At 63.9% G+C, this 13,294-nt stretch carries 12 protein-coding genes and 1 pseudogene; 3 read left to right on the top strand and 10 right to left on the bottom strand.

What is annotated here, in order from left to right:
• Window positions 1-397: 397 nt before the first annotated feature.
• A complete protein-coding gene (locus ACOQFP_RS24395; RefSeq protein WP_231578189.1) occupies window positions 398-874 on the bottom strand; it encodes a rhodanese-like domain-containing protein in 477 nt (158 codons plus the stop codon).
• A gap of 17 nt (window positions 875-891) precedes the next feature.
• Window positions 892-2,187, bottom strand: coding sequence for a prolipoprotein diacylglyceryl transferase family protein (locus tag ACOQFP_RS24390; RefSeq protein ID WP_230595438.1), 1,296 nt, complete (start codon window positions 2,185-2,187; stop codon window positions 892-894).
• Between the two features lie 296 nt (window positions 2,188-2,483).
• On the opposite strand from ACOQFP_RS24390, the gene ACOQFP_RS24385 reads away from it, so the two are divergent.
• The 3 genes from ACOQFP_RS24385 to ACOQFP_RS24375 all read left to right on the top strand — a co-directional run bounded on the left by ACOQFP_RS24385 (window position 2,484) and on the right by ACOQFP_RS24375 (window position 5,887).
• Window positions 2,484-2,735 (top strand): hypothetical protein, encoded by a 252-nt coding sequence (locus ACOQFP_RS24385; RefSeq protein ID WP_032401334.1) that lies wholly within the window; start codon window positions 2,484-2,486, stop codon window positions 2,733-2,735.
• Between the two features lie 678 nt (window positions 2,736-3,413).
• Window positions 3,414-3,695: a hypothetical protein gene (locus ACOQFP_RS24380; protein WP_045841178.1), complete on the top strand. Its 282-nt coding sequence runs from the start codon at window positions 3,414-3,416 to the stop codon at window positions 3,693-3,695.
• A complete protein-coding gene (locus tag ACOQFP_RS24375) occupies window positions 3,692-5,887 on the top strand; it encodes a heavy metal translocating P-type ATPase (protein WP_421585777.1) in 2,196 nt (731 codons plus the stop codon). The genes ACOQFP_RS24380 and ACOQFP_RS24375 overlap by 4 nt, the downstream gene beginning before the upstream one ends.
• 106 nt (window positions 5,888-5,993) lie before the next feature.
• Here the strand turns inward: ACOQFP_RS24375 and ACOQFP_RS24370 are convergent, their stop codons facing one another.
• The 8 genes and pseudogenes from ACOQFP_RS24370 to ACOQFP_RS24335 all read right to left on the bottom strand — a co-directional run bounded on the left by ACOQFP_RS24370 (window position 5,994) and on the right by ACOQFP_RS24335 (window position 12,656).
• Entirely contained in the window at window positions 5,994-6,638 is a 645-nt protein-coding gene (locus tag ACOQFP_RS24370; RefSeq protein ID WP_008720034.1) for a DUF305 domain-containing protein, read from the bottom strand.
• Between the two features lie 85 nt (window positions 6,639-6,723).
• The gene (locus ACOQFP_RS24365; protein ID WP_027494146.1) at window positions 6,724-7,146 is read right to left on the bottom strand and encodes a DUF6153 family protein; all 423 of its coding nucleotides are present in this window, start codon (window positions 7,144-7,146) and stop codon (window positions 6,724-6,726) included.
• 73 nt (window positions 7,147-7,219) lie between these two features.
• The gene (locus tag ACOQFP_RS24360; RefSeq protein ID WP_094639403.1) at window positions 7,220-8,581 is read right to left on the bottom strand and encodes an MBL fold metallo-hydrolase; all 1,362 of its coding nucleotides are present in this window, start codon (window positions 8,579-8,581) and stop codon (window positions 7,220-7,222) included.
• Between the two features lie 56 nt (window positions 8,582-8,637).
• Window positions 8,638-8,907 (bottom strand): annotated as a pseudogene (locus ACOQFP_RS24355) (metal-sensitive transcriptional regulator).
• A 77-nt stretch (window positions 8,908-8,984) separates the two neighbouring features.
• Window positions 8,985-9,758, bottom strand: coding sequence for a sulfite exporter TauE/SafE family protein (locus ACOQFP_RS24350; RefSeq protein ID WP_094639404.1), 774 nt, complete (start codon window positions 9,756-9,758; stop codon window positions 8,985-8,987).
• Window positions 9,758-10,177 (bottom strand): DUF302 domain-containing protein, encoded by a 420-nt coding sequence (locus tag ACOQFP_RS24345; RefSeq protein WP_094639405.1) that lies wholly within the window; start codon window positions 10,175-10,177, stop codon window positions 9,758-9,760. The genes ACOQFP_RS24350 and ACOQFP_RS24345 overlap by 1 nt, the downstream gene beginning before the upstream one ends.
• Before the next feature lie 42 nt (window positions 10,178-10,219).
• A complete protein-coding gene (locus ACOQFP_RS24340; RefSeq protein ID WP_094639406.1) occupies window positions 10,220-10,471 on the bottom strand; it encodes a YgaP-like transmembrane domain in 252 nt (83 codons plus the stop codon).
• Between the two features lie 28 nt (window positions 10,472-10,499).
• Window positions 10,500-12,656 (bottom strand): MMPL family transporter, encoded by a 2,157-nt coding sequence (locus ACOQFP_RS24335; protein ID WP_206489952.1) that lies wholly within the window; start codon window positions 12,654-12,656, stop codon window positions 10,500-10,502.
• Window positions 12,657-13,294: the final 638 nt, after the last annotated feature.

Here is a 13,294-nt window from a genome sequence, read left to right as displayed (position 1 = left end):
GGGGCCGCCCGCGTCTTCCGACGACCGGCCGTCTCGTTCTTCGCCTGACATCGCGCGCTGCCAGCACGTCCATACGTTGTCGATCGTGAGCGAGTCGGCCGACGGAGCCGAACCACCGCCGAGGAGAAGGCAACCTGGGGCGAGGGCACGCCTGCGCTGGTAGCACTGAGGGTGACAGCGGGCGAGGTTCTGATTCGCCGGTACAGGCCGGGGCCCGTTCGACGTCGTTTGCGCCCGCTGGCAAACCGATAGGTTCACTTCCCGGCAGTAGCGGGACCATCGGCGAAGTGTCCGGTCCCGACCTGGTAAACCCTGACCAAGACGATCTCGGCATTCGATTTCACCGGATCGGTTCTGGTGCTCGACCTTCGGGGGCGGTGGTGCGGAACGTGCGTGATCATTCTCCGATGGTTCGTCCGGTGTTTCGCCACGCGAGCATGCCGCCTTGTAGTTCGACGACATCGGTGTAGCCGAGAGAGGCCAGTTCTTTCGCAGCGGTGGCGCTCATTGTCCCGGTACGGCAGTAGATCGCCAGCGGCGTGGTCCGGTCGGGCGGCAACGTCGCGGCCTGTTGTCGGATCTGGTCGAAGGGAAGGCTCGAGTCGGTTCCCGGGAGCTGGCCCTCGTCGGGGGTATGGACGTTGATCGTGACTCGGGCGGGATCGGCGATTGCGGCGGCGAAGTCAGCGGGATCGAGCAGTTCCGCCCGTGTAGCAACGGGCATCGACGCGGTGGGCTCAGAGACCTCGCCGCCGGTACATCCAGCGAGTGCAAGGACGAGGACAGTCAGTATCGATGCCGGACTACGGAGCGTCGATCGGGACACCGAATGCGGTGCCATCGCATCGAGGTGATCACCGAAAGGCACACGCATAAAAATACGTTCGGTGATCACGAGAGCACCTGCGACGCTGCGAGGACGCCGATGAGGACCGCGCAGCAGATGAGCGAGACAGTGAGTCGGCCTCGACGAGTGTGCGCGTCCACTCGAAACAGAAACAGGCCTTGCCGGACCAATGTGTATGCGGCAATACTCCCCAGGAAGACCAGCCCTCCGACGGGAAGGTCGACCTGAAGTACCGCGGCGAGCGCAACTCCCGCGATCAACAGGGCTGCAGCGGCCTCGTAGAGCTGAACCGGAATCCTCCTCGTCGCCAGGGTGCGATCGGACGAAAACAGGCCCCACCGAGATCGAGTCGGACGCCCCGAACAGCAGCCCGCCAAGAAGCATCCCGGACGACCGATCGCCATGCCGAGAAACAATCCCGGGGTGGTTGCATCCAGGACTGCGCCGACGTCCATACCCCCGAGTGCTCCGCCGATGACCAAGGTGCCGAGCGAAACGAGGAGGAAGCCTTGTATGCACGCTCCTGCGCGGATGAAAGTAGATATCGGTCGACGGTGCAAGATCAAGTACCAAACCTTGGCACCGATATATCCCAAAACGCAACTCAGAGCTGAAATTGCAACAGCAGCAGCAACATTGGCATCCATGCGTGAGAGCAGGAATCCCTGAACAATCAATGCAACCACCGCTCCCGCGGCTACCAACGCCGGCCAACTCCACACCCGCACAGCGGGACCGTATGTCAGTAGCGCAGTGCGCGCGGTGAGCACAGAGTTCTGCTGCCGTTCGCTACTGTCTGCGCCCCCGTCGATGCGTCGCGCACTCACCTCCCACTCCCCGCTGGCAATGCCCTGAATACGGGTGGTCGCGGCGAACCGGCCTCCAGCGGCAGGACGTGATTTCACGACCAGAGTCCGATCGAAACCGACCTTCTCGGTCGATGCATGGCCCTCGACTTCCACCCGCGATCCAGTGAAGCGAATCGCCACGTCGTGGCTGGGCTCGGCATCGGCCCCGCCGACACCCCAGTACGTCACCGCAAGCCCCAGCGGCTCGACCTGGGAAATCTCATCGGTACAACTGGTGGCTGGTGAGCGCTTGGGTGCGTAACTCTGCGGTGCGGGCGCAACAGCTTCAGGCGTGCGGGCACGTGGGCGCTCCGGCGGCGCTGCAGTATCGATCGTCGGTTCTGCGGCCTGGGCCGACGCTCGCGGTGGGGTAGTGGAGTCCGGCGCGAAAGCCCGGGCGACAGTGGGATGGAGTGCACCGCTGCCGGGCGAGTGGCCCCTGCTTCGAAGATAATCGGCGGCGGCGACGCTGACCGCAGAATGTGGGGCCACCGCTGAGAGGGGATGCCTTGGCTGGGGCTCAGTACGTATGGCACCGGGGTGGGGAGCCGGTGGGCCGCCCCCGGATCGTGTCGCCGTGGTTCGTCGTTTGTGCGCTTTCGATCGCGACTTGCTGGATTTCTTTCCCACAGGTTGCCTCCATCATCGCCTGTCCGGGCGACGGCGTCTCGACAGCAGTCAACTACTATGCTCGATAGTAGCTGAACTACTAAGCGTTATAGTAGGAGCTGCGGGATGACCACACTCCGCAGGTCAGCAGGTGGCTGGTGCGAGAGTGAGGAGCAGCAATGATGAATATGGGCACCATGAGTGGCGGATGGACGATGATGGCAGGAATGGCCGCGTTCTGGCTGGTCGTGATCGCTCTGTTGATCTGGGGTGCGGTTCGGCTGATGTCCGCTCGCCCGCAATCGGGGGAGGACGCGCAGGAAATCCTCGATCGTAGATTCGCGGCCGGGGAGATAGATCGAGATTTCTATCGCGCAGCGGTCGCAGAATTGGCGACCGCTGCGCTGCGCAAGCGTGCCGACACTCGGTAAAGAGCAACTGCGGTGTGACGGGCAGGCATTTTCACCGCATGTGACCGAGTTTGCGGACTGGATATGTCGGTGCGCGCCGGCTGGCCGGTAGGGCAGGGCTCGCCCGGGGCCGGTGAGCGGCAACTGTCGGCGCGTTCGAAGGCGCACCGAAACGATCAGATCGAAAGTGGAACCGAACGTGAGTGATACACCCATCTACGACTTACTCAACGCTACATCGGCGGCGCCGCAGCCCCATGGTGAACGAGACAGTATCGCTCCACCGTCCGATCTGCGGCGTCAGCGATCGACCGAACGAGCAGTTCCGCGATCTTCGAGAGTCGACACGCGGGCTCGCCATGCGCGCCGTGACACGGCGTAATTCGCCCTGCCCTGCCTCCAGTCGGTGAGAAGACTCGTAACGGAAATCGCAGCGAACGCCGATGATCCACGCGCGTGTGCAGGTACGCCCGTCGCTGTAAGGCTCAGCTGTGCCGCGGATGCATGCGCCCCTTGACCGAATCGGTATCGACATCCATGCCCGTCCGTGAGCATGACAGCGACCGCGGGTGCACCTGGTGGCCAGCCGACTGGCGCTCACGCGTTGACAACACCCTGACGGTTCTTCCCAATGGGATCAGGAAGGGGTATGGTTCGACTTGATCGACATATACCCCTATGGGGTATATGTTGTCCGAGATGTCGAAAGCTACGCATGATCATCACGCACTGTCAGTTACGCCGGTATTGATGTACGGCCACTGTGAGCCGTCGGTCCGCAACGACGTCAACGCCGTGATCGGAATGGACACTGTCGCGTTATCGGCGGCGGCAGGGACATTCACGGTCACCAGTGCAGCCGCGCTCGTCCAGGCGCAGATCATTGTCGCCCTCGACGCCGAATACACAGCCGAACCAGAACCCACGAGTTCATGGGATGAATGGATATCGAACTCGATGGATGAGAGGACTGCACGATGAACGATCACACACACTCCGACGTCGACTCCGCGCGGACGGATCCGCCGAACAGACTGCAGCACAGCGGGCATGAAGAAGGACCCGAAATGCACACGGACGGGGCAGAGAAGGCGACTCCGCAGTCGGACCACGACACCGGCGGGCACAACGCAGAGCACGGCGGGCACACCGGTCACGGTGATCACGTCGGTATGTTTCGTCGCCTGTTCTGGGTCATGCTGGTCCTTGCCGTTCCGGTGATCGTTGCCTCGAACATGTTCGCGATGCTCCTCGGCTACTCATTGCCCGACGCAGCGTGGATTGCCTGGGTCTCTCCGGTGTTCGGAACGGTGATGTACGCCTGGGGCGGGTCTCCGTTCCTCTCCGGAGCAGTCAGCGAAATCCGTTCCCGTGCACCGGGAATGATGCTGCTCATCGCCCTCGCGATCACCGTCGCATTCATTGCGTCGATGGGAGCGAGCCTCGGCCTGCTCGATCATCAGCTCGACTTCTGGTGGGAACTGGCCCTGCTGATCGTGATCATGCTGCTCGGGCACTGGATCGAGATGAGATCACTCGCCCAGACCACCTCCGCTCTGGACTCGTTGGCGGCGTTGCTCCCGGATGTCGCCGAACGCGTCGAGGGCGACGATGTGGTGCCGGTGCCCCCGTCCGAGCTGCAGCTCGGTGATGTCGTTGTCGTCCGCCCCGGCGGCCGCGTACCGGCGGACGGCACCATCGTCTCCGGATCGGCGAGCATGGACGAATCGATGATCACCGGGGAATCACGCACCGTCCGCCGCAGCGACGGCAATCAAGTCGTCGCCGGCACTGTCGCCACCGACTCAGGTCTGCGCGTCCAGGTCACTGCAGTAGGGGAGGACACCGCCCTCGCCGGCATCGGCCGCTTGGTCGCCGACGCCCAGAACTCGACCTCGCGCGCTCAGCGCATCGCGGACACCGCCGCTGGCTGGCTGTTCTGGTTCGCTCTCGGTGCCGCGATCATCACCGCTGCGGTGTGGACTCTGGTCGGGATGCCCGACGACGCCGTCATCCGCACCATCACCGTGCTGGTCATCGCCTGCCCGCACGCACTCGGACTGGCGATTCCGCTGGTGGTCTCCATCGCCACCGAACGCGCCGCCCGCGGCGGTGTTCTGGTCAAGGACCGGCTCGCACTCGAAACCATGCGCACGGTGGACACCGTGCTGTTCGACAAGACCGGGACCCTCACCAAGGGTGAACCCACCGTCACCGCAGTCGAGGTGACCGGCGGGCGCACCGCCGACAACGTTCTCGCGCTGGCCGCTGCCGCAGAAGCAGATTCCGAACATCCACTCGCCCGTGCCATCGTCGAGGCCGCACGCGCGCGGAACCTGACGGTCCCGGCTGCAGCCGGCTTTCAGTCGTCCCCCGCCGTCGGGGTCGCAGCCGACGTCGACGGCGTCCGGATCCAGGTCGGCGGGCCGGCACTGCTCGAGCAGGAACACGGATCCGAACTCGCTGTCGCCGACCGGTGGCGCGGGGACGGGGCGATCATCCTGCACGTCCTCGCCGACGGGGCCGTGATCGGTGCCCTCGCGCTCGCCGATGAGATCCGGTCCGAGTCACGCACTGCGGTAGACGCGCTGCACGCGCGAGGAATCGCGGTCGTGATGATCACCGGTGATGCCGACGCCGTCGCGAAGTCCGTCGCCACCGAGCTCGGTGTGGACCGCTACTTCGCCGGGGTGAAACCGGAAGACAAGTCGCACAACGTCGCTGAACTCCAGAGCGAAGGCCGTACGGTGGCGATGGTCGGCGACGGAGTCAACGACGCCCCGGCTCTGGCGCAGGCCGATGTCGGTATCGCGATCGGGGCCGGCACCGACGTCGCAATCGCATCGGCCGGAGTGATCCTCGCCAGCGACGACCCGAGGTCGGTGTTGTCGGTGATCGAACTCTCGCGCGCCTCGTACCGAAAGATGAAGCAAAACCTCTGGTGGGCAGCGGGATACAACCTCATCTCGGTTCCGCTCGCGGCAGGAGTGCTCGCGCCGGTCGGGTTCGTGCTGCCGATGTCGATCGGCGCGATCCTGATGTCGCTGTCGACGATCATCGTCGCTGCGAACGCACAATTACTGCGTCGACTCGACCTCACGCCCGACACCATCACCGGAGCGGTGAACGAGGGGAGTTCCAACCCTCCGTCGCAGCGCACACCGTCACTGTGAGAGCTGATCTCGTACCGGGAACGCAGCCCTGACAATTGTGGAACGTTGATGGCCGCACCTTCTCCGCCGGAGAGGATGCGGCCATCGTTGTCTATAGCGGGCCGGGTCAGCCGAGCAGCCGCTGCATGGTGTCGATTTCCTGCTGCTGGGTGGCGACGATGGTGCGGGCCATCTCCAGGGCGTCAGGATTGGAACCGTCTGCGATTTCGGTGTTGGCCATCTCGATGGCGCCGGTGTGGTGGGCGATCATCATCGTCAACCACTGGCGGTCGAATTCCGGTCCCGACGCTGCCATCAACGCGTCCATGTCCTGAGCGGTCATCATGCCGCTGCCGGAGCTGTGGTCCATCCCGCCCATGTCACCCATGTCACCCATGTCACCCCTGTCCATGTCGGGCATGGGCTGGCCCCACTCGGTGAGCCAGGTGGTCATCTGGTCCATCTCGGGCTGTTGCGCGGCGGCGATCGCCGATGCCAGCGACAGCACCTCCGGGTTGTCGGTGCGGCCGTTCGCCATGTCGGCCATCTCGACTGCTTGGGCGTGATGCGGGTACATCATCTGCGCGAACATCACGTCGGCATCGTTGAACTCTGCGGACGCGCTTGCTTGGGCCGAGGACATCGGTGCCGAGGACATCGATCCCATCGCATGGCCGTCCATCGACGAATCGGCCGCGTTGTCGCTACAGCCGACGACGAGGAACGCGCTCGCGGCGGCAGCAGCGATCGAGGCAATGACTTTGGTACGCATGAGGAAACTCCTTGCAAGAGTGGGTAGTGCAGAGAATTGGATGTCGTTCGATCCGCCGACAGACACGCGTCTGCCGGGCTCCCTGTCACACTCGCAAGGTCACCGATCTGTCCAACTCCCATAACGTCCACGGCGGCGCACGCTCAAGCGTGGAGTCGGCCCGTCCAATGATCCGGTTCACCGATGTCGGCGCCAGGTCGAGGGCTGCGCTCATCGCCGGGACCGTCAGCGCGGGCCACGACACCGTCGTGCCGACGCAGGGATGCATCATCTGGTGCCCCGACGGGCAGTCATGTTCCCCGGTCATCACCGGAACCGTGGCGTCCGTGTGGGACGGTGCTGCGAACGAGGCATGGCCGCCGCTCATCGATGTGGACATCGAGCCGGTCACGGGCATCGACATCGGTGTCACCGAATGCATCAACAGGACACCGAACACCGTCAGTGCAATCAGTAAAGCTGCCGTCGGAGCTGTGCCCCGTCGACCGTGCCGATTCACTGAGTGCATGCGGCCGATGATACCAACATATACCCCCTGGGGGTACGCCTGTCTCGTCGCGTTCGGTCGTCGAAGCATTTCGTCATGTCTTCGAGGTGTCGAGTCCGAGATCTGTTGCGCGGTTGTAGTCGTCGTCGATGAGCACCACGCTGCGATGTTCCCGGTCGAGTAGTGAGGCCGCGATCGAGGCGCGATAGCCGGAGGCGCAGTGCACCCACACTTTGCCGTCGGGAACTTCTGCGAGTCGGTGCGGCAGTTCGTGGAGGGGAATGTTGATCGCACCGGGGATGTGGCCGTCCGCGTATTCGGACTGTTGACGGGTGTCGAGCACTGCAATGTCCGAGTCCTCTGCGGCGAGTCCGGCGAAGTCGGACACTTCGTAGGACCGTACGCGCCCGTCGCTGGCGAGCGAATGAATCTCTCCGACAGCGGAGCCGGAGGGGTGGTCGATGCCGATACGTGCCAACTCCCTTGTGGCCTCGTCGATTTGATCGGATGTGTCGCCGATCAAGGTCAGCGGCGCACCCCACTGGTAGAGCCAGCCGAGGTAGGTGACGAATGTCGTCGACAGCTCGAAGCCGAGGGAACCGTCGAGATGTCCGGCAGCGAAGGCGGTGCGTGCGCGGAGGTCGACGACCCATTGTCCGTCGTCGATGCGGCGGCGTAGTTCGTCGGGGTCGACGGGTTCTGGGGTGGACAGGTCGATCGGTGCGGGGCCTTCGGTGTTGATGACGCCCATGTGGGCGTAGTACGCGGGGTAGGCCGACAGTCCTGCGATCAACTCGTCGACGTAGGTTTGTTCGTCCTGGGTCAGCGCGGGATTGGACTGTTGCTGTTCACCGATGGTCGACGAGTCGCCGCTGGTGGGGGTCGCGGAGCAGAAGCTACCGAATCCGTGGGTGGGGTAGACCTCGACGTCGGCGGGGAGTTCGGCGGCGATTCGACGGACCGAGTGGAACTGGGCATGGGTGAGCTCGTCGGTGTGTTCGGAGCCGAGTAGGTCGGTGCGGCCGGTGGATCCGTAGAGCATCGAGCCGCCGGTGAAGATCGCGATCGGTTCGTCTCCGAGTTGCAGTACGTAGCTGACGTGATGATGTGTATGGCCCGGGGTGTGCATGACCTGAAACGTCGCCGATCCCGCGTCGACGACATCGCCGTCCCCCACTGCCCGTCGCTCGAATTCGACCGGGTCACCCTCGGGCACAACGTATTCGGCTCCGGTGGCGCGTGCGAGTTCGAGGCCGCCGGTGACGTAGTCGTTGTGGATGTGGGTTTCGAGTACGTGGGTGATGGTGGCGTTCTTCTCCGCTGCCAATGCCAGGACGCGGTCGATGTCACGTTGGGGATCGATCACAACGGCGATGCCGTCGTGGCTGACCAGGTAACTGCGGTCGCCCAGGCTCGAGGTTTCGATGATGGCGATATCTGGATCGGTCGTGCTCATGGGGTACTCCTACGGTGTTGTCGGGTCGGCCTCGTTTCTGACGTGAAATGTGTCGTTCAGGCCAGTGCGAGGAAGAGTTTTTCCAGTTCCGCTTCGGTCATGGGTTCTTTGTTGTCGGCGGTCTCGCCGGTCATGCATTCGCGGAGGCCGGTGGCGACGATCTTGAAGCCGGCTTTGTCGAGGGCGCGGGACACTGCGGCGAGTTAGGTGACGACGTCTTTGCAGTCGCGTCCGTTCTCGATCATGCCGATCACTCCGGCGAGCTGGCCGTGTGCGCGGCGCAGACGGTTGAGTACCAATGCGATGCTGTCTTCGTCGCCGACCATTGCGATCTCCTGATGGTGTGAGGGTGGTAGTCGTTCCAGATTACCCCTGGGGGCATCGGGTCGGTGTGTGCGTCCGGTCATGAAAGAAAGAGTGTGTCGACAAGTACGTAGCCTGCGACGGCGAACACCAGGTAGGCGAACCACGTGCGCAGCTTGTCGGTGTCGATGCGTGTGCTCAGTCGCCCGGCGACCAGCGAGCCTGCGATCGCCGCACCGGCGAACGCGGCTGTCAGCGGCCAGTTCCCGCCGAGCCCGTCGGCCTGAGCGATCAGTCCGGCGGCGGAGTTGGCGACGATGACCACCAGCGATGTTCCGACGGCGACACTCATCTCGATTCCCAACAGCAGCACGAGTGCGGGGATGATCAGGAATCCTCCGCCGACGCCGAACAGTCCGGTGAGGACTCCGACGCCGAACCCGGTCGGGATGGACCGTGGTGCGCACCGCCGCCAGTCGATCCCGGAATTCCCTGTTTTGCAGGCAGTTCCGACATCGTCGGTGCTTCCCAGCATCCGCGCCCCGGCGATGATCATGACGATCGCGAAGCCGATCATCACGGCGGCCTCGGGCAGATGTCTTCCCAGGGCGCTGCCGACCAGGGTGCCGACGATACCGGTGGCCGCGAAGATCGCCGCCAGTCGCCACTCGACGAGCTTCGCCCGCACCTTGGGGATGGCCCCGGTCGCCGAGGCGACACCGATCACCAGCAACGAGGTCGGTATCGCCTCCGCCAGGGGCAGGTCGAGGGCGTAGACCAGAACCGGGACGGCGACGATCGACCCACCGCCGCCGAGGAGACCGAGCAGGATGCCGACGGCGACGCCGAGAACCAGGGCCAGCGTCAGGGTCATCAGCTGTGTGCTGTGTCCTGGCCACCGAGTGCGTCGATAGCGGCCTGGAGCTTGGTGGTGGCCTCGGCGGCGACGTCGGAGAGTGCTGGTTCGCCTGTCGCTTGTACCATGATGTCGGGGTTCATGGCTTCGACGATGATCGATCCGGGTGCGCTCGTGTCGGCGCGGACGACGACATTGCACGGCAGCAGCAACCCGATCTGGCGCATGACTCCGACGGCGCGGTGCGCGAGGGTGGGATTGCAGGCACCGAGGATCAGATACTGCTCCATGTCCTCGTCGAGTTTGGCCTTCAACGTGGCCTGCATGTCGATTTCGGTGAGAACACCGAATCCCTGATCGGACAGGGCTGCTTTGACGGAGTCGACTGCGGTGGCGAAGTCGGTGTCGGTCAGGGTGGTCGAGAGTGCGATGTTCATGAGGGAAATTCCTTTCGATTATCAAACTGCGGTGATGTAGGTCTACCCGTTCAGGGGCCGACGAATACTCGGCACGCCGACCCGGCTGAGGAGTGCGCTCGCCGGACACCAGCCGACCGCTGCGTAGAGGGCGAGGTTCGCGGCAGCGAACGCGCTCAGTAGTCGCCACTGCGGTGCGTGTAATTCGCCGAGTGCCAGACCGGTGGCGGTGACACCGGCAGCAAGGGCGGGGACGATACGTTCGATCGGCCATCCTGTGAATGCCGCCGAGTGGGTTGTGTTCGGATCGATCATCAGTGCTCCGTTCGGTGTGGTGAGGGTGTCAGTGAGAGAAGCTGATCGACGGCAGCACCTTGCGCAGCCAAGCCGGTGACCACCATGCGGCGTGACCGGTCAGACGCAGCAAGACCGGCAGCAGGATCAGCCTGATCAGGAAGGCATCGAGCAGTACCGCGACACCGAGAATGATGCCCATCTCTTTCGGTGGGAGCGGATCGGACAGTGCGAAGGTGAAGAACACGGCGACCATCACCGCGGCGGCGGCGAAGATGACCCGGCCGGAGTGCGCGAGCCCGTCGACCTGAGCTGCCTTCGGGTCCCCGGTCTTCTCGTAGTGCTCTTTCGCGGTGGCGAGCAAAAACACGGTGTAGTCCATGGCGATGGCGAAGATCATCGCGAAGAAGAACACCGGACCCCAGCCGTCGAGGAAGCCTTGCGGGGTGAAGCCGAGCAGTGACGCACCGTGCCCGTCCTGGAAGATCAGCTTCGCGACCCCGAACGCTGCCGCGGTCGAGAGCAGACTGACGGCGGTGCCGAGGATCGCGATCAGCGGTGCTTGGAGCGCAACGAGCAGCAGGATGAAACCGAGCGCCAAAATGATGCCGATCACCAGCGGTAGGTAGTCGTTCAGTGCTTGCTGCAGATCGAGGTTCTCCGCCGGCGCACCGCCGACCAACGCCGACTCCGGCAGCTGTGCGCGCAGGTCACCGAGGATGGCGCCCATTCTCTCGTCCGAAGGGTCCACGGTGGGAAGTGCTTGCAGCAGTGAATAGTTCGAGCCATCGGACGCAGGTTGAGGCGGGGTGACCATCGAGATTCCGTCGACGGTAGTGGCTGCGGTGGCGGTCGCGGCCGCATCCGACGCTGGCACGACGATCTGCAGTGCGCCGGGCGCGCCGTCACCGAACTGGGCCTGGACGAGCTCGTAGCCCTGGCGAACCGGTGCGTCCTCGGGCACTACAGAGATCGAGGGCATTGCCACTTTCAGTCCGAGGACCGGAAGAGCCAGCGCGATGAGGATGCCCACGGACACCAGAGCGAACGGCCAGGGGTGCTTGTGCAGCAGTTCACCCCAGGCTGCGAATTTCGGGGAGCGGTGCTGCTGACGCTTGGCGTAGGGCAAGGATGCGGCGTTGACCTTGGAGCCGAGTGCACCCAGGGTTGCGGGGAGCAGGGTCATGGTGGCAATCAGCACGAACGTGACAGCGAGCATGATGCCCACGGCCATGGTGCGCACCGCCGGTGCGGGAACGAGCAGGACGGCCGAGAGGCTCACCAGGACCGTCAGACCGGACAGGACCACGGCCTTGCCTGCGGTGTCCATGGTTTCGGCGACCGCAGCCCGTGGATCGGCGTTGCGCAGTGCGTCGCGGAACCTGGCGACGATGAACAGGGCGTAGTCGATTCCGAGGGCGAGGGCGAACATCATCGCGAAGTTCATCGCCCACACCGAGATCGGCGTGACGCCGTTGAGCAGAACAAGTCCGCCTGCGGATGCGACCAGGCCGGCGACGGTGAGTAGCAGCGGCAGACCCGCGGCGACGAGAGAGCCGAACGCGAGCACCATGATCGCCAAAGTGACCGGCCAGGAGAACAATTCGGCCTGGATCATCGCGTCGTGGTTGGCTTTGTTGAAGTCCGACCACAGTGCTGACGACCCGGTGGGGTAGACCTCGATGCCGTCACCGGACAGTGCGGTCAGCTCGCCTTTGACCTCGTCGACGGCTTTGACCATGTCGTCGGTACTCGCGTCTGCGCCGGCGATGAGGATGCCGGTGTGACGGTCGGGGCTGATGGTCATGCCCGGCTGGGGGGCGACGATCTCGCCGAAGCGGGTGTCGCTGTCGAACACAGCCGCGACGTCGGTGAGTGTCTGCTGCATCGCCGGGTCGTCGATCGAGGCGGTGTCGGAGTGAACGACGACCTGCACTGCTGCAGAGGAGTTGCCGCCGAAATGCTGCTGGGCGAGTTCGCGTACCTGGACGGATTCGGATCCGTTGGCCTGCCAGCCGGCCCCGGCCAACGACGAAAACACCGTTGGTGCAGCTGATCCAAGGGCGATTAGGGTGATCAGCCAGATACCGAACACCCAGCGGCGACGCGTGACCATCGCGCTCCCCAGGCGGCCGAGTGCGCCAGGTGCAGGTGGCCGGTCACGGTCGTGTCGGTCGGTAGCCGCCGCGGTAGCGGGAACGGACATAGCATTCTCCTAAATACGGGTGGGGGTATATGACAAGGCCACGAAGGCCCAAAAGCTTCCTCGAAGACTTAAAGGTGAGGTGTCAGCGATGAAACAGGGAGTGAAAAAAGCCGGTGCGCCTAGCTGGATCGGGTGCCTCGCTCGACGAGCAGGTGCACTGCTGCGGCCGTGGGACATTCTTCATGACGCTGTCGATGTGGCGCCCGCAGCCGGCCCAGGTGGTCTTACCGCATGTCGGGCATGCGACGGGGTAGCACATGGCAATCCTTCCTGGCGGGGTGTACCTACTGTTGCATATACCTAGGGGGGTATGCAAGTACCCCTAGGGGTATATATCATCGATGCGAGGGTGATGAATGGGAAGGTTCACCGCCGCGGGCGAAAGGGGAACGTTCGCATTTCGTGTAGGAAGACCGCGACTGCTCGAGACGGACTACAGGTCTACCTTTAACAGTGGCTGTATGACACCCACTTCTGAACAAGTGCAGCTGACTTCTGAAACTGACACGAGTGATGTCAGTTTCAGAAGTGGGCGTCATAAATTCCTGGGGTTTTACCTCCGATTGCAGTCGTCTTCTGACATTCTGAGTGCAGAAGTGGACTGCACAATCGGTCGGTCACGCAGGCCGGGCGTTCGG

The organism is Rhodococcus sp. MALMAid1271 (assembly GCF_049195265.1).
GTDB lineage: Bacteria > Actinomycetota > Actinomycetes > Mycobacteriales > Mycobacteriaceae > Rhodococcoides.
The sequence above is the reverse complement of the archived record's forward strand: the minus strand, read 5'-3'. Positions and strand labels throughout refer to the sequence as shown.

What these genes read in the sequence shown, in the direction of transcription:
- ACOQFP_RS24340 (WP_094639406.1), bottom strand. Translation starts at nt 10,471, where the DNA reads ATGATCGATCCGAACACAACCCACTCGGCGGCATTCACAGGATGGCCG.
- ACOQFP_RS24365 (WP_027494146.1), bottom strand. Translation starts at nt 7,146, where the DNA reads ATGCACTCAGTGAATCGGCACGGTCGACGGGGCACAGCTCCGACGGCA.
- ACOQFP_RS24350 (WP_094639404.1), bottom strand. Translation starts at nt 9,758, where the DNA reads ATGACCCTGACGCTGGCCCTGGTTCTCGGCGTCGCCGTCGGCATCCTG.
- ACOQFP_RS24335 (WP_206489952.1), bottom strand. Translation starts at nt 12,656, where the DNA reads ATGTCCGTTCCCGCTACCGCGGCGGCTACCGACCGACACGACCGTGAC.
- ACOQFP_RS24395 (WP_231578189.1), bottom strand. Translation starts at nt 874, where the DNA reads ATGCGTGTGCCTTTCGGTGATCACCTCGATGCGATGGCACCGCATTCG.
- ACOQFP_RS24385 (WP_032401334.1), top strand. Translation starts at nt 2,484, where the DNA reads ATGATGAATATGGGCACCATGAGTGGCGGATGGACGATGATGGCAGGA.
- ACOQFP_RS24370 (WP_008720034.1), bottom strand. Translation starts at nt 6,638, where the DNA reads ATGCGTACCAAAGTCATTGCCTCGATCGCTGCTGCCGCCGCGAGCGCG.
- ACOQFP_RS24345 (WP_094639405.1), bottom strand. Translation starts at nt 10,177, where the DNA reads ATGAACATCGCACTCTCGACCACCCTGACCGACACCGACTTCGCCACC.
- ACOQFP_RS24380 (WP_045841178.1), top strand. Translation starts at nt 3,414, where the DNA reads ATGTCGAAAGCTACGCATGATCATCACGCACTGTCAGTTACGCCGGTA.
- ACOQFP_RS24375 (WP_421585777.1), top strand. Translation starts at nt 3,692, where the DNA reads ATGAACGATCACACACACTCCGACGTCGACTCCGCGCGGACGGATCCG.
- ACOQFP_RS24360 (WP_094639403.1), bottom strand. Translation starts at nt 8,581, where the DNA reads ATGAGCACGACCGATCCAGATATCGCCATCATCGAAACCTCGAGCCTG.